Origin of the sequence: Streptomyces sp. NPDC047028 (assembly GCF_040644095.1) — a bacterium.
GTDB lineage: Bacteria > Actinomycetota > Actinomycetes > Streptomycetales > Streptomycetaceae > Streptomyces.
On record NZ_JBEYVS010000076.1, the window covers coordinates 1 to 20,179 of the forward strand.

Here is a 20,179-nt window from a genome sequence, read left to right on the forward strand (position 1 = left end):
GACACGGCCCGCCACGTCACGCTCGCCCCCCTCGCCGGCCCCGACGCCATCGTCTACCGGCAGCAGGTCCTGCACGACTGGCTGCGGCACCCCGGATCGGGGTCCGGCCCTCCGTCGTCGTGGGCGTCACACCAGCCGGGCGAGGTCCCGGGCCACCTGACCCGGCGACGGCATCGCGGCGATCGCGCCGGCGAGTCCCTCGGCGGCCGAGGCGTAGGACGGGTCGTCCAGCAACTTCCGTACGGCGGCGGCCACCTGGCCCGGGTCGTCCTGGTCGGCGGCCTCCGCCAGCGTCAGGCCCGCGCCTGCCGAGACCAGCGCGTCGCCGTGCGGGAACTGGTCCATGATCTGCGGCAGCACCAGCTGCGGCAGGCCCGCGTCGGTCGCCGTGAACAGCGTGCCGGCGCCCCCGTGGTGGACGACGGCCGCGCAGCTGTCGAGCAGCGGGCGCAGCGGTACCGGGTCGATGAGCCGCACGTTGGGCGGCAGCCCGGTGAGCGATTCCCGCAGCCGGCCCGGCACGGTCGCCAGGGCCTCGGTGCCCGGCAGGTCGGCGAAGGCCCGCAGCACGTGGCTGAGCAGCGGCAGGCCCCCGAGGTCGAGGGTGCTGGTACCGAGCGAGACGACGACCCGGCGCCGGTCCGCGGCAGGCCCGTCGTACAGCCAGTCCGGCAGGACCGCGGGCCCGTTGGAGGGGACGTAGCGGATGGGGGTGCCCGGCGAGGTTTCCGGCAGCCGCAGCGCGGCGGGGGAGGGGTCGAGCACGACGTCCGGGTCGGGCAGGCCGGGCAGGCCCAGGCGCCGGCACAGCGGGCCCAGCGCCTCGCGGGCGGCGGCCCGGGCGCCCGTGGTGAACGGGTCCAGGCCCCAGCGGTGGTGGACGACCGGAACGCCGAGCACACCGCCGACGATCAGCGACGAGTACTCCATCATGTCGGCGACGATCAGGTCCGGGCGGTAGCGGCGGGCGACCGCCAGGTGCTCCTCCACCAGGTATTTGGCGTGCATCTGCCACACCTTCGCGCCGCCCGCGAGCCCGGCCGCGTCCGGCCGCGGGCGCACCTCGCGGGGCCGTTTGCCCGGCGGGAGACCGCCGGAGAGCAGGTCCTCCACGTGGTACGGGTCGCCGATCGACACGGTGTGCAGACCCGCCGTCAGCGCGGTGTCCACGACGTCGGGCTGTACGGCGGCGACCACCTCGTGCCCCTCGCCGCGCAGCGCCCAGGCGAGCGGCAGGAGCGGGGAGAAGTGGGTGGGGACCGGGGTGTTGAGCATGAGGACGCGCATGGGGCCTCCTGTCGGCCGGGGGGGAAGGGGTGGGTGCGGGCATGGGCGACGCCCCGCGCGGAGGGGGGCCGGGCGGGGCGTCGCGGGCTGGTGGTGTGGGGTCAGGCCGCCTGAACGGCCGGTTCCGTACGGTCGTGCGGTCCGGCGGAGCCGACGGGCTGCTCCGCGGCGCCCGAGGCGTCCTCGGCCGGCGCGTCGGCGCTGTCGGCATCGTCGGCGCCGTCGGAGGCGTCGAAGGCGACGTCCGGCATGGCGAGGGCGAGCAGCAGGCCGAGCACCATCACACCCGCCGCGACCAGGAACGTCGTGGACGTGGCGGACGCGTACACCTGGTTCCGGGCGTGTCCCGGGCCCGGCATGCCGCCGGGAGCGAGCGCGGTCAGCCGGTGCGAGAGCACCTCGCCGAGGAGGGCCGTACCGAAGGCGCTGCCCAGTGTCATGAAGAACCGGGTGCCCGAGGTGACCACCCCGAGCCGGTCCTCCGGGGCCGCGGCCTGCGCCGTCTGGAGCACCACCTGGACCACGCCGCCGAGGCCGAAGCCGAGCGGGATCAGCAGCAGGCCGACCGTCAGGCTCGTGGTGTCCGCGCGGATCAGGCCGAACAGGGCGAGGGCGATCACCGCGACGGAGGCGTTGACGACGAGCACCGGCTTGAACCGGCCGAACCGGGGGATCAACCGCCCCGACACCATCATCACCACGAGCACCCCGATCGCCATCGGGGCGAGCCGGATGCCGGAGGCCTGCGCGCTCACGCCGCGGGCGACCTGGAGGTAGGTGACCACGAACACGGGCACGGCGAGCACGGTGAACCCGCCGACGAACTGCAGGGGCGCCGCAACCCGGAACACCGGGTCGGTGAACAGGGACATCGGCAGGATCGGGTCGGCGGCCCGCGTCTGCCACCAGCAGAACACCACGACGAGCAGCACGGCCGCCGCACCGAGCGTGAGGATCACCGGCGACGTCCAGGCGTAGGTGCCGCCGCCCCAGCGGGCCAGCAGCAGCAGCGCCGTCGCACCCGCCGTGACCAGGGCGGCGCCGAGCACGTCGACCCGCTGCTCACCGCGCTCGCGCTCCGGCATCCGCAGGCCGAACACCGTGCCCACGATGGTCAGCAGGCCGAGCGGCAGGTTGACGTAGAAGATCCAGCGCCACGACAGGTACTGGCACAGGAACCCGCCGAGCAGCGGTCCGGCGACGATGCCGAGGGCGACCAGGCCGCCGCCCAGGCCGGCGCCCGAAGTGCGGCTCCGGGCGGGCAGCAGGGTCGCGATGATGATCAGCGTGACCGACATCAGGCCGCCGCCGCCCAGCCCCTGCACCGCGCGGAACGCGATCAACTCGCCCATGGACTGGGCGAGTCCGCAGGCCGCGCTGCCGAGCAGGAAGACACAGACGGCGAACAGGTAGACCGGCTTGGGTCCGTACAGGTCGCAGAACTTGCCGTACAGCGGCTGGCTCGCGGTGGCCGCGAGGACGTACGCGGTGACGAGCCACGGCAGCCGGTCCAGGCCGTGGGCCGGATCGAGGTGCCGGGTGATCTGCCAGGCGGCGCTCGTGACGATGTTCTCGTCGAGGAACGACAGCAGCATGGCGGCGAGGGCGCCCGCGACGAACAGGCGGACTTGCTTGCCGTTCATACCGGGCCGCCCGGCGGGCAGGCGGGATGGGTCCAGGTCATGCGGGAGTCCTCCGTGGGGTGTGCTGCGAGGCCGGCCGCTCCAGTACGGCGACGAGACGGCCGGGCTCCTCGTCGGCGGACAGCAGGTGCGGCACGGGCAGGGCGCTCAGCCCGGCCCGCCGGCACAGTCCGCCGAGGAAGAACGCGGCGACACCGCGCAGCGAGTCGCCGAGCGCGTCGGCGGCCGGGTCGGGATCGCGCTGGTGTGCGACGGGGATGCCCAGCGCCCCCGCCACGACGAGCGACGCGTACTCCAGGCGGGAGCCGACGATCAGGTCGGGCCGCCAGTCGCGGGCCGTCTCCAGATAGCGGGGGGTCAGATAACGGGCGTGCCCCACCAGGGGTTTGGGGTCGGTGGCCAGGTCGGGATGGTCCTCGGGGTGGAACCGGCCGCCTACGACGGCCAGTTCGAGGCCCGCCGCCTCGGCGACCTCCCGTACGTCCGGCTGCCCTGCCACCAGGACCTGATGGCCGGCGCCCCGCAGGGCCCGCGCGAGCGGCACCAGTTGTGCCAGGTGCGCGGGCACCGGTGTGGTGGTCATCAGGACGCGCATGGCGGTTACCGCTTGTTGCGGCGCACGAGCTTGACGGCGCCCGCGAGGATGAACACGACGACGAGGGCGATGCCGGTGTGCACGAAGTTGATGCCCATGAGATCTCTCCTGTGGGGGGTGTCGGGTAATCGGGTGGGTCGGTGGGTCAGACGTGGGCGGCCGGGGCGGCGCCGTGCCGGGTGAGGGTCTCCCAGAGCGCGGCCGGCGTCGCGAACGTCGCGCTGTTCAGGGCCGATTCGGGCAGCTCGACGCCGTACTCCTCCTCCAGCGACACGAGCAGTTCGACGGTCGCCAGGGAGTCCAGGCCCGCCTTCTTCAGTTCGAGGCCGGGGGCGAGCCGCGTGTCGCGGGCGGTGCCGGGCAGGACGGCGGTCAGCAGCCGCTCGAAACGGGCATCCCAGGCCGGGGCGGCGATGGTGGTCATGACGTCTCCTGGTCGGTCGGTTCGGGGGCCGCGGCGCGGGCGCGCAGCAGCTGCCGGTCGGTCTTGCCGTTGGGGGTCAGCGGGAGCGCGGGCAGCACCCGGCACTCGCCGGGCACCTTGGCGTCCTCCAGCCGTTCGGCCAGCCGCTCCGCCAGCTCGGCGGGGGACAGCCGGGTCACGGCGAACAGCGTCAGGTCGAAGCCGTCGCCGGGCGGCACCGCGCAGGCCGCCTCGACCCCGGGCACGTCCAGTGCGGCGCTCTCGATCTCCAGGACGCTCATCCGGTTGCCGCGCCGCTTGAACAGGTCGTCGCGGCGGCCCTGGAAGTACAGGTGGCTGTCGGTGTCGAGGTGACCGTAGTCACCGGTGTGCAGGGTGACCTCGCCGGTCACCGGGTCGGGGCGGAAGCGCTGCGCGGTGATCTCCGGGGCCTGCCAGTACCCGGCCATGACGTGCGGTCCGCGCACCGCGATCTCGCCGACCTCGCCGGCCGGCAGGGCCCGCCCGTCCTCGTCGAGGATCAGCACCTCGGTGCCGGGCAGCGCGGGGCCCACCGAACCGGGTTTCGCGAGGTCGCCGTCCGGCTCCAGGACGGTGATGCGCTTGCACTCGGTGGTGCCGAACATCGGCGACACCCGGGCGTGCGGGAACGTGCGGCGCAGGGCGGCGATGACCGGCTGGGTCAGCGCCGCGCCGGTGTTGGTGAACAGCCGCACCGGCAGCGGGTCGGCGCCCTTGTCGCGTCCGGCCAGCCGCAGCAGCATCTCGGCGAGCGAGGGCACCACCGGTACGACGGTCACGCCGTGCTCGCGCAGGGTGCCCAGCAGCTTCAACTGCCGCTGCGGGGACGTCAGGACGACCTGGGCGCGGGCCAGCACGGACAGGAAGATCTGGTAGAGGCCGTAGTCGAAGGAGAGCGGGATCGCCACCAGGACCACGTCGTCGGCGCGGTAGCGCAGCACCTCGGCGATGGCGCGGGCCGCGAACACGCACGGCGCGTGCGGGCTGACCACGGCCTTGGGAGCGGACGTCGAGCCGGAGGTGTAGATCAGCAGGGCGAGGTCGTCGGGGGAGGGGTCCTGGTCCTGCGCGGGGGCTTCGGCCGGGTCCAGGCCGGCGTGGACCTCCTCCAGGTCGTGCACCGGCCGGTCGGTCAGCTCCGCGAGCAGCGCCAGGTCCTCGCCGCGCCCGAGCAGCAGCACCGGGGCGCTGTCGGCGACCACGGACGACAGGTGGAAGCGCTTCATCGCCGGGTTCACCGGCACGCACACCGCGCCGTGCCGCAGGATGCCGAACAGGGCCGCCACGAACGCGCGGGTGTTGCCCGCCCGCACCAGCACCCGCTCCCCGCGCCGCACCCCGCGCGCCGCGAGCCAGGCGGCGAACGCCCGGCTGTGCGCGTCGAGTTCGGCATACGTCCAGCCACCGGTCTCGTCCCGGACGGCGGGTGCCGACGGGCACTCGGCGACGGCCGCGGCGAGCAGGCCGGGCAACGTGCCGGGCGCCTCGCCCCAGGCTGCGGCGCCTGCGGTGACTGCGGTGGTCTGCGGCTCCAGGGCGGTCACCACTGGGGCACCTCCGTGATCTCCAGGACGGCCGCCGTGCAGGTGTAGCCCGCACCGCCGCCGAACAGCATGACGTGGTCGCCGGGCGCGACCGCCCGGGTGTCGATCAGATGGGCGAGGCCCGCGGCCCAGTCGCCGCCGCCGACATGGCCGGTGGTGCGCCCGTACGACCAGGTGGTCTGCTCCTCGGTGACGCCGAGCAGGTGGTGCACCTGGTGGTCGCCCTTGCGGCGGCCCGTCGCCGGCGTGACGACCTTCGCCAGGTCGGCGGTGGTCAGCCCGGCGTCGGCGAGCGCCTCCTTCTTGGCCCGCAGCATCGTCCGGGCGATCCGCATGGTCAGCTCGGCCTCGTCGTGCCGGGCGGCGTACGCGGCCGAGCGCGCGGTCAGGTCGACCGGGGTCCCGGCCGCCGGGGACGCCGTACGGAACGGTTCGTCGCCCCGCGTCAGACCCTCCAGCGAGTTGTCCGCCGCGGTGGCCGTGGCGAGCAGCCGGGCGAAACCGCCGCGCCGGGACACGACGACCGCGGTGCCTCCGTCGCCGTACGCGCTCATGTCGTGCAGGCCCCAGCGGTTGACCGCGGGCCCGCTCCACCGGTCGGCGGTCGTCAGCATCACCGCGCTGCCGCCGCGCAGCCCCGACGTGAGGTGGGCGGCGGCCAGCTCGATGCCGCTCACCCCGATGTTGCAGCGCTGCTGCACGTCCATCGCCGGCACGTGCCGGCCCACGGTGCGCTGCGCGATGTAACTGGCGGCCGGCCAGATGTCCAGGCCCTGGAACCAGAGGCTGCCGTGCAGCAGCAGACTGAACTCGGACGGGTCGACACCCGACCGCTTCAGCGCCGTCTCCGCGGCGAACACGGCCATGTCGGGCGGCGCCACGTCCTCGCTGCGCAGCACGGACGCGTAGTCGAAGGTCTCGTACCGCTCCTTCGTGTACCGGCCCTCGCGCACCGCGTCCGCCGCTTGGACGGGCTCGGGCAGCCAGGTGCCCACCGCGGCGACGTGCATGTCGTCCCAGCGCATGAACTCTCCTCCCGTTGGCTGTTGGCCGTTGGCCGTCCCGCAGGACTGCAACGGGAGTGTCGCGGCACCCGCTCGAAGCGCCCTTGAGCCGTTCCGCACGGGTGTACGGCCCGATCTGCGGTCCAGCGGCCGTCGAGGTGACGGCGCCACGGTGGGCGCATCCGTTCCACGGGCCACCGGCGGCCCTTCCAGAGGGAGGCAATCTGTGAACGCGAGCCACCGGCGCCCGGGTGGGCCGCTCGACTTCGGCGTGTTCTTCTTCGCGGCGCTCGGCGACCGGGTCCGCGAGACGTACGACCTCATGCTCGACTGCGCCCGCCGCGCCGACGCGCTCGGCCTGGGGTTCGTCTCCACGCCCGAGCGCCACTTCCACCGCTTCGGCGGCGCCTTCCCGAACCCCGCCGTCACCTCCGCCGCGATCGCCGCGGTCACCGAGCGCGTGCAGATCAGGGCGGGCAGCGTCGTCACCCCGCTGCACCCCACCGCCCGGGTCGCCGAGGACTTCGCGATGGTCGACGGCCTGTCCGGCGGCCGCGCGGCGATCTCGGTCGGCTCCGGCTGGAACGTCAACGACTTCGTGCTCGCCCCGCAGGAGTACCACGGCCGGCGCGCCCGCATGATCAGCGACGTGCACGCCCTGCGCGAGGCCTGGCGCACCGGCGTCTGGCACGGCACCGACCCGTTCGGCAAGGACGTCGACATCGACATCTACCCGCGGCCCGTCCAGCGCGAGCTGGAGATCTGGGTCACCGCCTCCCGCAGCGAGGACACCTTCAGGGAGGCGGGCCGGATGGGCTGCAACGTGCTGACCCACCTGGAGAACCAGGACCCGGAGTCCCTCACCGAGAAGGTCGCCCTCTACCGGGAGGCGCGCGCCGCCTCACCGGTCCCCGGCCGCGGCAAGGTCACCGTGATGATGCACACCTACCTCGCCGACGACGCCGAGGAGGCGCGCAGCACCGGCGGCGCGTGGCTGCGCGACTACCTGCTCACCGCGATCGACCTGGAGTCCCGCGCGGTCAGCGCCGGCGGCCGGATGAGCGGGGGGAAGCAGGGGCGTGCGGTGCTGGGCGCCGACGCCGCGCGGCGGAAGCTGGCGGACCTCGGGGTGAACCGGTATCTCGACGGCAACTCGTTGATCGGGTCCGTGGAGGAGGCGGCCGTCACCGCGGAGAGGGTCCGGGCGGCCGGGGCCGATGAGATTGCCTGTCTGGTCGATTTCGTGGGGGAGCCGGGGCAGGTGCTGGCTTCGCTGGAGCATGTCGGCGCGTTGCAGGCACGGTTCGCCTTGCCGGCGGCTGTGGCTACGGCTGCCTGAGGGGGTGCCCCGTTCCGCCGTCGTGCGGCTGCGGGCCCGTGGGGGCTGGTCGCGCAGTTCCCCGCGCCCCTTCTTCAGTTCAACCTGCTTACAAAGAGAGGTAGTTGAGCATGCCGACCATTCTTGCCGTGTCCGGTAGTCCCTCGGTCGGGTCGTTCACTCATGAGGTGCTCGGGGTGGCCGCCGACGGGCTGGTGGCGGCCGGGTGCCGGGTGGAGACCCTTGTCGTGCGGGAGTTGCCGGCCGCCGCGCTGCTCAGTGGGGACACCGGTGATCCGGAGCTGCGGGACGCGCTGCGGCGGGTCGCCGCCGCCGATGCCGTGGTCGTGGCGACGCCCGTGTACAAGGCCGCGTACTCCGGTCTGCTGAAGGCGTTCCTCGACGTGCTGCCGCAGTACGCGCTGCGCGGCAAGCCGGTGCTGCCGCTGGCGTCCGGCGGGTCGATGGCCCACGCCCTCGCCCTGGACTACGGGCTGCGCCCGGTCCTCGCCTCCATGCGGCCCGCCGCCATCACCGACGCCGTGTTCGTGCCGGCCGACACCGCGCACACCGACCCGGTGACCGGCGCCCGCCGCCCCGGCCCCGCCGCGCTGGAACGCCTCGACGAGGCCGTGGCCCAGCTGACCGCGCTGCTCGCCGCGCCCGCGCCGCGCGTCCCGCTGACGGTCGCCGCCTGAGAACCGCCGTACTGAAACCCAACCACTCCCCACAAGAGGAGCCCCGATGAAGGCACTTGTGCTGGCCGGAGGAACGGGCACCCGGTTGCGCCCCTTCAGCCACTCCATGCCCAAACAGCTCATCCCCATCGCCAACAAGCCGGTCCTGGAGCACGTCCTGTCCGGCATCAAGGACCTCGGCGTCACCGAGATCGGTCTGATCGTCGGCGACCGCGAACCCGACATCGTCGACGCGCTCGGCGACGGCGCCGGACTCGGCCTGTCCCTGACGTATCTGCGGCAGGACGCGCCGCGCGGCCTCGCGCACGCGGTGCAGGTCGCCCGAGGCTTCCTCGGCGACGACGACTTCGTGATGTACCTGGGCGACAACATGCTGCCCGACGGCGTCGTGGAGGCCGCCGAACAGTTCCGTACACACCGGCCCGCCGCGCAGGTCGTCGTGCAGAAGGTCGCCGACCCGCGCGCCTTCGGCGTCGCCGAGCTGGACGCCGACGGGAGGGTGACCCGGCTCGTGGAGAAGCCGCAGGAACCGCGCAGCGACCTCGCCATGATCGGCGTCTACTTCTTCACCTCCGCCGTCCACGAGGCGGTGGACTCCATCGAGCCCAGCGCGCGTGGCGAACTGGAGATCACCGACGCCGTGCAGTGGCTGGTCGCCCGCGGCTCGGAGGTGCGCGCCACCGAGTACACCGGCTACTGGAAGGACACCGGCCGCGTCGAGGACGTCCTGGACTGCAACCGGCAGCTCCTGGACCAGCTCGTGCGCAGCGTCGACGGAGAGGTCGACGAGGAGAGCGTCCTGATCGGCCCGGTCTCGGTCGCGCCCGGCGCCCGGATCGTCCGCTCCTTCATCGAGGGCCCGGCGGTCATCGGCCCCGGCAGTGTCATCGAGGACAGCAACGTCGGCCCGCACACCTCCATCGGCGGCGACGTCACCCTCAGCTCCACCCACATCTCGTACTCCATCGCCCTCGACGGCGCCTCGGTCAGCGGGGTGCACGCCGTGCACGGCTCGGTCATCGGCCGCTCGGCCGCCGTCAGCAGCGGCGACCTGGTCACGCGCCGGCACCGGCTGGTCGTCGGCGACCACACCCGGATAGAGGTCGCGGCATGAAGATCCTGGTCACCGGCGGCGCCGGTTTCATCGGCTCGCACTACGTGCGCTCGCTCCTGAAGGACGGCTACGACACACCCGGGGACGCGCCCGACGCCTACGCCGGCGCCGACGTCACCGTCCTCGACAAGCTGACCTACGCGGGCAACCGGGAGAACCTCCCCGCCGCCCACCCCCGGCTCACCTTCGTCCGCGGCGACATCTGCGACGCGGCGCTCCTGGACGACCTGCTGCCGGGCCACGACGCCGTCGTGCACTTCGCGGCCGAGTCCCACGTGGACCGCTCCGTCGCCTCCGGCGCCGAGTTCGTCCGGACGAACGTGCTCGGCACCCAGACCCTCCTGGAGGCCTGCCTGCGAGCCGGCGTCCAGCGGTTCGTGCACGTCTCCACGGACGAGGTGTACGGCTCCATCGACGAGGGCTCGTGGACCGAGACCTGGCCGCTGGCCCCCAACTCGCCGTACGCCGCCTCCAAGGCGTCCTCCGACCTGGTGGCCCGCGCCTACTGGCGCACCCACGGCCTGAACGTCTCCATCACCCGCTGCTCCAACAACTACGGCCCCTACCAGCACCCCGAGAAGCTCATCCCGCTGTTCGTCACCAACCTCCTGGAGGGCGAGAGCGTCCCGCTGTACGGGGAGGGCGCCAACATCCGGGAGTGGCTGCACGTCGACGACCACTGCCGGGCCATCCACCTCGTCCTGAACCGGGGCCGGGCCGGCGAGATCTACAACGTCGGCGGCGGCAACGAGCGCACCAACCGGCAGATCACCGAGCAGCTGCTCGAACTGACCGGCAGCGACTTCTCCAGCGTCCGCCGCGTCGCCGACCGCAAGGGCCACGACCTGCGCTACTCCCTCGACGAGTCGAAGATCCGCGACGAGCTTGGCTACGCCCCCCGCATCCCCTTCGAGCAGGGCATCGCCGAGACCGTCGCCTGGTACCGGGACAACCCGGGCTGGTGGAAGGCCGTCAAGTCGGCGTCGGCCACGGCCCCTTCCCAGCCCGCGCGGACACAGGAGCCGGTGGCATGAGCGGAACCGACACCGACACGACCACCCTCGACGTCCTGATCGTCGGGGCCGGCCCCGTCGGCCTCACCGCCGCCCACGAACTGGCCCGGCACGGCCTCACCGTCCGGCTGGTCGACGCCGCGCACGGCCCCGCCGTCACCTCCCGGGCGCTCGCCACGCACGCCCGCACCCTGGAGACGTACGACCAGATGGGCGTGGTCGACGAGCTGCTGCCGCGCGGCCGCCGCGTCGAGCACTTCACGCTGCACCAGCACGGCCGCCGCCTCATCCGCTTCGACACCGACTACAGCCGGCTGCCCACCCGCTTCCCGTACACCCTCATGGTCGACCAGGCCGTCACCGAGGACGTGCTGCGCACGGCGGCCGAGCGGCGCGGCGTCCCGGTCGAGTGGGACACCCGGCTGACCGGGTTCGAGGACACCGGCGACGGTGTGACGGCCACGCTCCGGCACGAGAACGGCGAGACCGAGACCGTGCGGGCCGCCTGGCTGCTCGGCACGGACGGCGGCCACTCCACCGTGCGCAAGCAGCTCGGGCTTCAGCTGGTCGGCGACTCCAGCGAGACCTGGCTGATCGCCGACGCCGTCGTCCACACCGACCTGCCGGCCGACAGCATCCACTGGATGCGCACCCGGGAGGGAACGGTGATGCTGGTGCCGTTCCCCGACGAGGGCAAGTGGCGCCTGCTCGACACCCGGGACGCGACGTACGACGGCGACGACGAGGCCGTCGCCCGCCGGTTCGCCCGCAAGATCGGCGCGGGCACCGGCCGTACGGTCACCGTCGAACCGCCCAGCTGGGTCTCGGTGTTCACGATCCAGCAGCGCATGATCCCGACCATGCGCGCGGGCCGCTGCTTCGTCGCCGGTGACGCCGCCCACGTGCACAGCCCCGCCTCCGGACAGGGCATGAACACCGGCGTGCAGGACGCCTACAACCTCGCCTGGAAGCTTGCCCTGGTCCAACGGGGCGCGTCCGAGCAGGCGTTGCTGGACACCTACAGCGCCGAGCGGGTCCCGGTCGGCGCGGGCCTGCTCGCCTCCACCCGGTTCGCCACGATCCTCGTGCAGCTCAAGAACCGCTACGCGGCGGCCGCGCTGCGGGCCATGTTCACCGTCGTACGCACCGTCCGCCCGCTCAAGTCGAAGATCGAACGCAAGATCATGGGCGGCATGTCGGCCCTCGACCTGCGCTACGAGGACTCCCCGCTCACCACTCCGGACACGACGGCCTCCACCGCCGTCCCGGCCGGTTCGCGCGCCTCCCGGGTCACGGCCGGACGGTACGACACCTCGGCGGCCTGGCGCGCGTTCCTCGCGGAACTGCGCACCCCCGAACCCACCCTGCTGTGCGCGGCCCGCCCCCAGGACGAACCGGCCCTGCGCGCCCTCCAGGACGCCTACGGCCCGCTGCTCAACGTCCGTACGACCGCCGAACTCTACGACCACAAGGGTGACTTGAGGGGCGACCTCGGCCTTGTGGACGGCGCCTGGCTGCTGCTCCGCCCCGACGGCTACGTGGCCGCGACCGGCGACGACGTCACGGGCACCGCCCCGCGCGAGGCCCTGCACCGGCTGGGGCTGAGCGCGACCGCCCCGGTGGCCCGGACCGAAGCCGAGGCCCCCGAAGCCGACGCTCCGGAGGCCGGCCCCGCCGAGCCCGCCGTAGACCCTGTCGCCGCCCTCGCCACGCTCGCCGCAGGGGCTGCCGCGTGCGCCGACATGGCCACCGCGGCGGCCGTCGCCATGGCGGTGCGGGCGCTGTCCCCGCCGGCCGCGCGGACCGCGACGATCCCCGCGCCGCGGCGGCCCGCCCGGGCCACGACCTGAGCGGCCTCTGCCCCCCCGCAGCCCCGGCCCGCCGCCGCACCCGCCCTCGCACCCGCCCCGTGACCACCGTCTCCTCGCAGATCAGGACCGAGCCATGCACATCGTGGGAAACGGGTTTCTCGCCCGGAACCTAGCCCCTCTGGCCGCCCGGCACCCCGACACCGTCGTCCTGGCGGCCGGGGTGTCCTGGGCCGACGGAACCTCGGACGCCGACTTCCGCCGCGAGCTCGACCTCGTCCTCACCTGGGCCCGCAGGTGCGCGGCGGACGGGCGCCGCCTGGTGTTCTTCTCCACCGCGTCCACCGGCATGTACGGCAGGGTCGCCGGCCCCGGCCGCGAGGACGTCCCCGTCGAGCCCTGCACCCCGTACGGCCGGCACAAACTCCACCTGGAGGAGCGGCTCGCCGCGTCCGGGGCCGACTGTCTCGTGCTCCGCCTCGGACACCTGGTCGGCCCCGGACAGCCCGCCCACCAGCTCCTGCCGATGCTGGCCCGGCAGGTGGCCGAGGGGCGGGTCCGGGTCCACCGGGGCGCGAGCCGCGACCTGATCGCCGTGGCCGACGCGGTGACCGTCGTCGACCGGCTCCTCGCGGGAGGTCTGCGCGGCGAGACGGTCAACGTGGCCTCGGGCAACGCCGTCCCGGTCGAGCGGATCGTGGACTGGCTGGAGCAGCGCCTCGGCGTGCGGGCCCAGCGCGAACTCCACGACACGGGCGGGCAGCACACCATCTCCACCGACAAGCTGCTTGGCCTGGTGCCGGAGGTCGCCGACCTCGGCTTCGGCACCGACGGATACCACCTGCGGGCCCTGGAGTCGTTCCCGCTGGACGTGCCCCCGGCGGCCCAGGCGGACGGACTCCCGGGCTCAAGCGCGACTCAAGTACCGGTGGGGACCCTTGGCAGTACGACATGAAGGAGAACCCTGACATGACCCCCCACGCCGGCCCGCAAGCGAGTCCTCCGTTGAATTCACCAGCCACCCCGCAGTCCAGTGCCCCCCGGCCGAGCGCGCCGGGCTCCGCGCTGCGCCCCCTGCTCATCGACGTGGCCGTCCCCCTCGTCCTCTACTACGTGCTGAACAAGGGCGCCCACCTGAACACGGTGGACTCCCTGGTGCTCAGCGGTGCGGTGCCCGCCGTACGCACGGTGTACGGCCTGGTGCGCGACCGCCGGGTCAACGGGCTGGCCCTGCTCATGCTGGTCGTCACCCTCGTCGGCGCCGCGATCAGCCTGATCAGCGGCGACGCGCGGCTGATGCTGGCCAAGGAGTCCCTGGGCACCGGACTGATCGGCGGGTCCATCCTGGTGTCCGCGTTCACCTCGCAGCCGCTGATGGCGAGCGCGATGCGGCCGTTCATGACGAAGGGCAAGCCGGAGCGCGAGGCGGCCTGGGAGCACCTGCGTGCGACCGAGCCCCGGTTCCGCGCCGGCATCACCCGCACCACGCAGCTGTGGGGCGCGGGCCTGCTCGCCGACTGCGTCCTGCGCGTCGTCGGCGCCTACACCCTGCCCGTGCACACCATGGTGTGGATGTCGACGGTCATCCTGGTCGGCGCGATCGCCGTCCTGATGCTCGGCACCGGCAAGACGTCCGACGAGGCCGAGAAGCTCCTGGAGGCCGAGGTCACCCGGCGGCAGGACACGGCATGACGCTCCCCGCGCGGGGCGCGGGTCCGGTGGTGGTGCTCGGCGGCACGGGGTTCGCCGGGCGCCACTGTCGTACGGCCCTGGAGGCGAACGGCTTCCCCACCGTGGACGTGTCCCGCTCCACCCCCGGCCCCCACCGCCTGGACCTCGCCGACGTCACCCCCGGCACCCTCGCCGGGCTGCTGCACGAGACCGGCGCCGCCGCAGTCGTCAACGCGGCCGGCGCCGTCTGGGCGTGCGGCGACGACGCCATGCACGCCCTGAACGCCCGCCTGCCCGCCGTGCTCGCCGAGGCGGTCACCGGGCGGCCCCCCGAACTGCGTCCCCCGGTCGTCCAGTTGGGCACGGTGTACGAATACGGTCCCGCGTCCGAAAACGTCCCGGAGCAGACCGAGGACACACCGTGCCGGCCCGCGGGCACCTACGGCGTCACCAAGCTGCGCGGCACCCGCGCCCTGCTCGACGCCGCCGACGCCGCACGGTTCGGCGCCGTCGTCCTGCGCGTGTCCAACATGCTCGGCCCCGGCGCACCCACCGCCAGCCTGCCCGGCCTCGTCGCCGCCCACCTCGCCGACGCGGCCCGCGACCCGGACGGCCCCGCCCCGCTGCACCTCGCCCCCCTCACCGCGCACCGCGACTACATCGACGTACGCGATGTCGCCGACGCCGTGCTCGCCGCCCTGGACCACGCCCGGCGCCACCCCGGCGGCCGGGTGTTCAACATCGGCAGCGGCGACACCGTGCCCGTCCGCGGGCTGGTACGGCGCATGGTCGAACGCTCCGGGCTGCCCGTCGAACTGGTCGAGGAGGGCAGGGCCGCCCTGTCCCGCGGCGACGCCGGACAGCAGCGGCTGTCCGTGCGGGCCGCCGCCCGCGACCTCGGCCGACGGCCCCGCCGCACCCTCGACGAGAGCATCGACGACCTGCTGCGGCAGGCGTCAGGCGGTGCGCTCCCGCGCACCCCGATCGGGGATCGAGGAGCGTTCGAGCAGGGCCGAGCAGGATCCGACGTGACGACGGGCGCGGAATCCGTGCCGAACCGATCACGGAGGTGACGGAGAGATGAGCGACCACCGAGAGCTCGTGCTCGACGCGGTGCGCAAGTACCACCAGGACCAGCAGGAGGCCCGCCCGTTCGTGCCGGGCACCACCGAGATCTGGCCGTCGGGCGCCGTGCTCGACGAGGACGACCGGGTGGCGCTCGTGGAGGCAGCGCTCGATCTGCGGATCGCGGCCGGCACCAGCTCCCGCAAGTTCGAGTCGCGGTTCGCCCGCCGGCTGGGGCGGCGCAAGGCGCACCTGACCAACTCGGGCTCCTCCGCCAACCTGCTGGCGCTGACCGCCCTGACCTCGCCCCACCTGGAGGACCGCAGGCTGCGCCCCGGCGACGAGGTCATCACCGTGGCGGCGGGCTTCCCGACCACGGTCAACCCGATCCTGCAGAACGGCCTCGTGCCCGTCTTCGTCGACGTCGACCTGAAGACGTACAACACGACCGCCGACCGGGTCGCCGCCGCCATCGGCCCGAAGACGAAGGCGATCATCATCGCCCACGCCCTCGGCAACCCCTTCCCGGTCGCCGAGATCGCCCAACTCGCCGAAGAGCACGACCTGTTCCTCATCGAGGACAACTGCGACGCCGTCGGCTCCCTCTACAACGGGCAGCTCACCGGCACCTTCGGCGACCTGGCCACCGTCAGCTTCTACCCGGCGCACCACCTGACCATGGGCGAGGGCGGCTGCGTGCTCACCTCGAACCTGGCGCTCGCCCGGATCGTGGAGTCGCTGCGCGACTGGGGCCGGGACTGCTGGTGCGAGCCCGGCGAGTCCAACAAGTGCCTCAAGCGGTTCCGCTACCAGATGGGCACGCTGCCCGCCGGCTACGACCATAAGTACATTTTCTCGCACGTCGGTTACAACCTGAAGGCCACCGACCTCCAGGCCGCGCTCGGACTGACCCAGCTGGACAAGCTGGACTCGTTCATCGACGCACGCAAGAGCAACTGGCAGCGGCTGCGCGACGGCCTGCTGGACGTGCCGCACCTGATCCTCCCCGAGGCCACCCCGGGCAGCGACCCGAGCTGGTTCGGCTTCGTGCTCACCGTCGAACCCGGCGCCCCCTTCAGCCGGGCCGAGCTGGTCAGCTTCCTGGAGGACCGCAAGATCGGCACCCGCCGGCTGTTCGCCGGGAACCTCACCCGCCAGCCGGCCTACGTCGACCAGCCGCACCGAGTCGTCGGCTCCCTCACCAACAGCGACATCATCACGGAGCACACGTTCTGGGTCGGCATCTACCCGGGGCTCACCGAGGAGATGGTCGACTACATCGCCGCCTCCGTCCGCGAGTTCGTCGCCTCCCGCCTCTGACGGCAGTACGCCCCGACCCGTCCCGTCCCGTCCTGTCCCGTCCCGAAAGGACCCCCCGTCTCATGGACCTCGGACTGAGCGGCCGCGCCGTCCTGGTCACCGGTGCCACCGGAGGCATCGGCCGTGCCACGGCCCGCGCCTTCGCCCGGGAGGGCGCCCGAGTCGCCGTGGCGCACCACACCGACCGGGAGGGCGCCGAGAAGCTCGCCGCCGAACTCGGCGCCCACGACGACCGGGCGTTCGCGCTGCCCTACGACCTCGCCGACCCCGACGCGGCACGCGCCGCGACCACGGCCGTCGAACAGCGCTGGGGCGTGCTCGACGTCCTCGTCGTCAACGCCGTCCGCTACGGTGCCCGCCGCGCCCCCGGCACCCACTTCGAGGACGTCCCCGAGGACGAGTGGCGCCCGGTCGTCGAGGGCAACCTGACGCCCGCGCTGCGGACCGTGCAGCACGCGGTCGCCGGGATGCGGCGGCGCGGCTTCGGCCGCATCGTCCTGATGTCCTCGCACAACGCGCTCGGCGGCAACCGCGGGCAGGAGTTCTACGGCGCCGCCAAGGCCGCCCTGCACGGCCTCGCCCGCAGCCTGATGTGGGACCTGGCGGACAGCGGCGTCCTGGTGAACGTCGTCTGCCCCGGGCTCACCACCACCGACCGCGTGCTGGCCGCGCTTCCCGAGACGGTCCGCGAACGCGAACGCACCGCGACCCCCACCGGTCGCCTGACCACCCCGGAAGAAGTGGCGGACGCCGTCGTGTTCCTGAGTTCCCCGGCCAACGGCAACATCACCGGCGAGGCCCTCACGGTGGGAGGCGGCCGATGACCGCGCCCGTAGCCGTACCCGCTGCCCCCACGCCCACCGTCCCCCGTGCCGACCGGGACCTGCCGGCCCGGTTCGCCCGCTCGGCCGCCGCCGAGGGCGTCCAGCTGGCCACCGCCGACGTTCCGCACTGGATCCGGCGGCGCGAGCGGGCCGGGAGGTTCAGCGTCGAACGCGTCCCCTTCGACGCCCTCGACGGCTGGACGTTCGCCCCGGACAGCGGCGACCTCGTGCACCGCAGCGGACGCTTCTTCTCCGTCACCGGCGTCCACGCCACCGCCGACTCCGGCCCCTACCGCGACTGGCAGCAGCCCCTCATCGACCAGCCCGAGGTCGGCGTACTCGGCATCCTCGTCAAGGAGTTCGACGGCGTCCTGCACTTCCTGATGCAGGCCAAGATGGAGCCCGGCAACCCCGCCTCCCAGCTCGTGCAGCTCTCACCGACCGTGCAGGCCACCCGCTCCAACTACACCCAGGCCCACCAGGGCCGGAGCGTCCGCTACATCGAGTACTTCCTGGACCCCGCGCGCGGCCGCGTCCTCACCGACGTCCTGCAGTCCGAACACGGCTCCTGGTTCTGGCGGAAGACCAACCGCAACATGATCGTCGAGGCCGTCGGGGACGTCGAACTCCACGACGACTTCTGCTGGCTCACCCTCGGCCAGCTGGCGCGGCTGCTCCACCTCGACAACGTCGTGAACATGGACGCCCGCACGGTCCTCGCCACCGCCCCCAGCCCCTACGCCCACGACCGTGCCCCGCACTCCGACACCGAGCTGGTCTCCTGGTTCACCGAGCGCCGCGCCCGCCGTGACCTGACCACCCGCCGGGTCCCCCTCGACACCCTGCCCGACTGGCACCGCACCCCCGACCGGGTGGGCCGGGACGACGGCCGGTTCTTCGACGTCGTCGGGGTCCGCGTGCGCGCCGCCAGCCGCGAGGTCACGCAATGGACCCAGCCCCTGATCGCCCCGGCCGGGCGTGGTGTCTGCGCCTTCCTCACCCGCACCGTCGACGGCGTGCCGCACGTCCTGGTCAGCGCCCGCGCCGAGGCCGGCCTGTGCGACACCGTCGAGCTGGGACCGACCGTGCAGTGCACCCCCGGCAACCACGACGAGTCCCCGCCGTTCCTCACCGAGGTGCTGACGGCGCCGCCCGAGCGCGTCCGGTACTCCGCCGTGCACGCCGAGGAGGGCGGCCGCTTCCTCGAAGCCGAGGCACGCTACCTCCTGGTGGAGACCGACGACCCGCTCACCCCGGAACCGGACGGCTTCCTGTGGGCCGGTCCCGCCCAGCTCAGTGACCTCGTCCGGCACGGCCACTACCTCAACGTCCAGGCCCGCACCCTGCTGGCCTGCCTCAACGCCCTGGCCGCCGTGCCGCGAGAAGGAGGGCACGACCGTGCCGCATGACACCGACGATCGCCTGGTCGACATCCATGACCGCCCGGTGCGTTTCGGGGTGCTGGGCAGTGCCGACATCGCCCGCCGCCGGATGCTCCCGGCCTTCGCCGCCGGTGCCGGCTCCGCGCTCACGGCGGTCGCCAGCCGCGACCTCGACCGGGCCCGCGAGTGCGCCGCGCCCTACCCGGGCTGCACCCCCGTCGGCGACTACGAGGAACTCCTCGCCCGCGACGACGTCGACGCCGTCTACGTACCGCTGCCGCTGGCCCTGCACGCCCAGTGGGCCGAGGCGGCGCTGCGCGCGGGCAAGCACGTGCTGGCCGAGAAGCCGCTGGCCGCCGACCCCGCCACCGCCCGCCGCCTGATGACGCTCGCGGCCGACCGCCAACTGGTGCTGATGGAGAACGTCATGTTCGTCCACCACCCCCAGCACGCCGCCGTCCGCAAACTGGTCGCCGACGGCGAGATCGGCACCCTGCGCTCCGTCAGCGCCTCCTTCGCCATCCCCGAACTGCCCCGCGACGACATCCGCTACCGCGCCGACCTCGGCGGCGGCGCCCTGCGGGAGGTCGGCCTCTACCCGGTGCGGGCCGCCCTGCACCTCCTCGGCGGCGGCCTGCGCGTCGCCGGCGCGGCCCTGCACCGCGACGAGGGACACGACGTGGAGACCTCCGGCGCCGCCCTGCTCCAGGCCCCTGACGGGGTGATCGCCGAGGTCACCTTCGGCATCGGGCACGCCTACCGCTCCGCCTACGAACTGTGGGGCAGCCGGGGCCGCATCCGCGTCGAGAACGCCTTCACCCCTCCCGCCGACCACCACCCGGTGCTCCTCGTCGAGCACGCCACCGGCACCGCACCCGTCGTCCTCGACGCGCACGACCAGGTCGCCGCGACCGTCGCCGAGTTCGTCACGGCCGTGCGCACCCACGCGGGCCCCGTCGACGCCGACGTGGTCCTGGAACAGGCCGGACTCCTCGCCGCCATCGCGGAGTTCGCCCCCGCACCGGAAGGAAGCTGAACAGGCCCATGAGCATCCTGGACGACCGCCCCCGCACCGCCCCCGCCGCCTTCCCCGCGCCCCCTGCGCCGCCTACGGCGCCCATGCCTCCGGTGCCTCCCACGCCGCCCTCGGCTCCGGCACGTCCCACGCCGCCGAGTCCGCCCCGTGCTCCTGACATCCACGAACTGACGGAGCGGCTCGACGAGTTGCGCGAGAAGGTCCGCGGCGGACCGAGTGAGCGCGCCACCGAGGTCCAGCACGCCAAGGGCAAGCTCACCGCCCGCGAACGCCTGGAACTCCTCTTCGACGAGGGCACGTTCACCGAACTCGAAGCACTGCGCCGGCATCGGGCCACCGGTTTCGGCCTGGAGGCGAAGAAGCCGCACACCGACGGTGTCCTGATCGGCTGGGGCAAGGTGTACGGCCGTAC

At 73.5% G+C, this 20,179-nt stretch carries 19 protein-coding genes; 13 read left to right on the plus strand and 6 right to left on the minus strand.

The features are described from left to right. Positions 1-126 precede the first annotated feature (126 nt). From ABZ854_RS35505 to ABZ854_RS35530, 6 genes are all read right to left on the minus strand, one after another. On the minus strand, positions 127-1,287 hold the full coding sequence (locus ABZ854_RS35505; protein WP_361219718.1) for a nucleotide disphospho-sugar-binding domain-containing protein: 1,161 nt from the start codon (positions 1,285-1,287) through the stop codon (positions 127-129). Positions 1,288-1,388: 101 nt separating this feature from the next. Continuing rightward, positions 1,389-2,930, minus strand: a complete 1,542-nt coding sequence (locus ABZ854_RS35510) for an MFS transporter (RefSeq protein ID WP_361219720.1) — start codon at positions 2,928-2,930, stop codon at positions 1,389-1,391. 37 nt (positions 2,931-2,967) lie between these two features. After that, the gene (locus tag ABZ854_RS35515; protein ID WP_361219723.1) at positions 2,968-3,513 is read right to left on the minus strand and encodes a hypothetical protein; all 546 of its coding nucleotides are present in this window, start codon (positions 3,511-3,513) and stop codon (positions 2,968-2,970) included. 157 nt (positions 3,514-3,670) lie between these two features. Then, entirely contained in the window at positions 3,671-3,949 is a 279-nt protein-coding gene (locus tag ABZ854_RS35520; RefSeq protein ID WP_361219726.1) for a phosphopantetheine-binding protein, read from the minus strand. After that, positions 3,946-5,442 carry a class I adenylate-forming enzyme family protein gene (locus ABZ854_RS35525; RefSeq protein ID WP_361219766.1) on the minus strand — a complete coding sequence of 499 codons (1,497 nt, stop codon included), beginning with the start codon at positions 5,440-5,442 and terminating at the stop codon, positions 3,946-3,948. Before ABZ854_RS35525 ends, ABZ854_RS35520 begins: the two co-directional genes overlap by 4 nt. Positions 5,443-5,510: 68 nt before the next feature. Beyond that, on the minus strand, positions 5,511-6,539 hold the full coding sequence (locus ABZ854_RS35530; RefSeq protein ID WP_129308664.1) for a ketoacyl-ACP synthase III family protein: 1,029 nt from the start codon (positions 6,537-6,539) through the stop codon (positions 5,511-5,513). A 205-nt stretch (positions 6,540-6,744) separates the two neighbouring features. Between ABZ854_RS35530 and ABZ854_RS35535 the strand changes: the two genes are divergently transcribed. From ABZ854_RS35535 to ABZ854_RS35595, 13 genes are all read left to right on the plus strand, one after another. After that, on the plus strand, positions 6,745-7,857 hold the full coding sequence (locus ABZ854_RS35535; protein ID WP_361219729.1) for a MupA/Atu3671 family FMN-dependent luciferase-like monooxygenase: 1,113 nt from the start codon (positions 6,745-6,747) through the stop codon (positions 7,855-7,857). 110 nt (positions 7,858-7,967) lie between these two features. Further along, positions 7,968-8,534: an NADPH-dependent FMN reductase gene (ssuE, locus tag ABZ854_RS35540; RefSeq protein ID WP_361219732.1), complete on the plus strand. Its 567-nt coding sequence runs from the start codon at positions 7,968-7,970 to the stop codon at positions 8,532-8,534. 46 nt (positions 8,535-8,580) lie between these two features. After that, on the plus strand, positions 8,581-9,648 hold the full coding sequence (locus ABZ854_RS35545; RefSeq protein WP_361219735.1) for a glucose-1-phosphate thymidylyltransferase: 1,068 nt from the start codon (positions 8,581-8,583) through the stop codon (positions 9,646-9,648). Next, positions 9,645-10,682 (plus strand): dTDP-glucose 4,6-dehydratase, encoded by a 1,038-nt coding sequence (gene rfbB, locus ABZ854_RS35550; protein ID WP_361219738.1) that lies wholly within the window; start codon positions 9,645-9,647, stop codon positions 10,680-10,682. The genes ABZ854_RS35545 and rfbB overlap by 4 nt, the downstream gene beginning before the upstream one ends. After that, complete coding sequence (locus ABZ854_RS35555; protein ID WP_361219741.1) at positions 10,679-12,511, plus strand: FAD-dependent oxidoreductase; 1,833 nt, start codon at positions 10,679-10,681, stop codon at positions 12,509-12,511. The genes rfbB and ABZ854_RS35555 overlap by 4 nt, the downstream gene beginning before the upstream one ends. Before the next feature lie 94 nt (positions 12,512-12,605). After that, positions 12,606-13,424: an NAD-dependent epimerase/dehydratase family protein gene (locus ABZ854_RS35560; RefSeq protein ID WP_361219744.1), complete on the plus strand. Its 819-nt coding sequence runs from the start codon at positions 12,606-12,608 to the stop codon at positions 13,422-13,424. A gap of 14 nt (positions 13,425-13,438) precedes the next feature. Continuing rightward, positions 13,439-14,161 carry a VC0807 family protein gene (locus ABZ854_RS35565; protein WP_361219747.1) on the plus strand — a complete coding sequence of 241 codons (723 nt, stop codon included), beginning with the start codon at positions 13,439-13,441 and terminating at the stop codon, positions 14,159-14,161. Next, the gene (locus ABZ854_RS35570) at positions 14,158-15,213 is read left to right on the plus strand and encodes an NAD(P)-dependent oxidoreductase (RefSeq protein WP_361219749.1); all 1,056 of its coding nucleotides are present in this window, start codon (positions 14,158-14,160) and stop codon (positions 15,211-15,213) included. The genes ABZ854_RS35565 and ABZ854_RS35570 overlap by 4 nt, the downstream gene beginning before the upstream one ends. 7 nt (positions 15,214-15,220) lie before the next feature. Next, entirely contained in the window at positions 15,221-16,525 is a 1,305-nt protein-coding gene (gene rfbH, locus ABZ854_RS35575; RefSeq protein ID WP_361219752.1) for a lipopolysaccharide biosynthesis protein RfbH, read from the plus strand. A gap of 62 nt (positions 16,526-16,587) precedes the next feature. Continuing rightward, a complete protein-coding gene (locus ABZ854_RS35580; protein ID WP_361219755.1) occupies positions 16,588-17,349 on the plus strand; it encodes an SDR family NAD(P)-dependent oxidoreductase in 762 nt (253 codons plus the stop codon). Continuing rightward, positions 17,346-18,758, plus strand: coding sequence for an NDP-hexose 2,3-dehydratase family protein (locus tag ABZ854_RS35585; RefSeq protein WP_361219757.1), 1,413 nt, complete (start codon positions 17,346-17,348; stop codon positions 18,756-18,758). Before ABZ854_RS35580 ends, ABZ854_RS35585 begins: the two co-directional genes overlap by 4 nt. Beyond that, positions 18,748-19,767 carry a Gfo/Idh/MocA family oxidoreductase gene (locus ABZ854_RS35590; protein ID WP_361219760.1) on the plus strand — a complete coding sequence of 340 codons (1,020 nt, stop codon included), beginning with the start codon at positions 18,748-18,750 and terminating at the stop codon, positions 19,765-19,767. The genes ABZ854_RS35585 and ABZ854_RS35590 overlap by 11 nt, the downstream gene beginning before the upstream one ends. A gap of 8 nt (positions 19,768-19,775) precedes the next feature. After that, positions 19,776-20,179 (plus strand): carboxyl transferase domain-containing protein (locus ABZ854_RS35595; protein WP_361219763.1); only part of this gene is annotated, 404 nt, incomplete at its 3' end.

Excerpts from the sequence above, each read along its gene's own strand:
- ABZ854_RS35570 (WP_361219749.1), top strand. The coding sequence starts at position 14,158 with ATGACGCTCCCCGCGCGGGGCGCGGGTCCGGTGGTGGTGCTCGGCGGC.
- ABZ854_RS35560 (WP_361219744.1), top strand. The coding sequence starts at position 12,606 with ATGCACATCGTGGGAAACGGGTTTCTCGCCCGGAACCTAGCCCCTCTG.
- ssuE (WP_361219732.1), top strand. The coding sequence starts at position 7,968 with ATGCCGACCATTCTTGCCGTGTCCGGTAGTCCCTCGGTCGGGTCGTTC.
- ABZ854_RS35505 (WP_361219718.1), bottom strand. The coding sequence starts at position 1,287 with ATGCGCGTCCTCATGCTCAACACCCCGGTCCCCACCCACTTCTCCCCG.
- ABZ854_RS35585 (WP_361219757.1), top strand. The coding sequence starts at position 17,346 with ATGACCGCGCCCGTAGCCGTACCCGCTGCCCCCACGCCCACCGTCCCC.
- ABZ854_RS35580 (WP_361219755.1), top strand. The coding sequence starts at position 16,588 with ATGGACCTCGGACTGAGCGGCCGCGCCGTCCTGGTCACCGGTGCCACC.
- rfbH (WP_361219752.1), top strand. The coding sequence starts at position 15,221 with ATGAGCGACCACCGAGAGCTCGTGCTCGACGCGGTGCGCAAGTACCAC.
- rfbB (WP_361219738.1), top strand. The coding sequence starts at position 9,645 with ATGAAGATCCTGGTCACCGGCGGCGCCGGTTTCATCGGCTCGCACTAC.
- ABZ854_RS35555 (WP_361219741.1), top strand. The coding sequence starts at position 10,679 with ATGAGCGGAACCGACACCGACACGACCACCCTCGACGTCCTGATCGTC.
- ABZ854_RS35515 (WP_361219723.1), bottom strand. The coding sequence starts at position 3,513 with ATGACCACCACACCGGTGCCCGCGCACCTGGCACAACTGGTGCCGCTC.
- ABZ854_RS35520 (WP_361219726.1), bottom strand. The coding sequence starts at position 3,949 with ATGACCACCATCGCCGCCCCGGCCTGGGATGCCCGTTTCGAGCGGCTG.
- ABZ854_RS35510 (WP_361219720.1), bottom strand. The coding sequence starts at position 2,930 with ATGAACGGCAAGCAAGTCCGCCTGTTCGTCGCGGGCGCCCTCGCCGCC.
- ABZ854_RS35565 (WP_361219747.1), top strand. The coding sequence starts at position 13,439 with ATGACCCCCCACGCCGGCCCGCAAGCGAGTCCTCCGTTGAATTCACCA.
- ABZ854_RS35530 (WP_129308664.1), bottom strand. The coding sequence starts at position 6,539 with ATGCGCTGGGACGACATGCACGTCGCCGCGGTGGGCACCTGGCTGCCC.
- ABZ854_RS35545 (WP_361219735.1), top strand. The coding sequence starts at position 8,581 with ATGAAGGCACTTGTGCTGGCCGGAGGAACGGGCACCCGGTTGCGCCCC.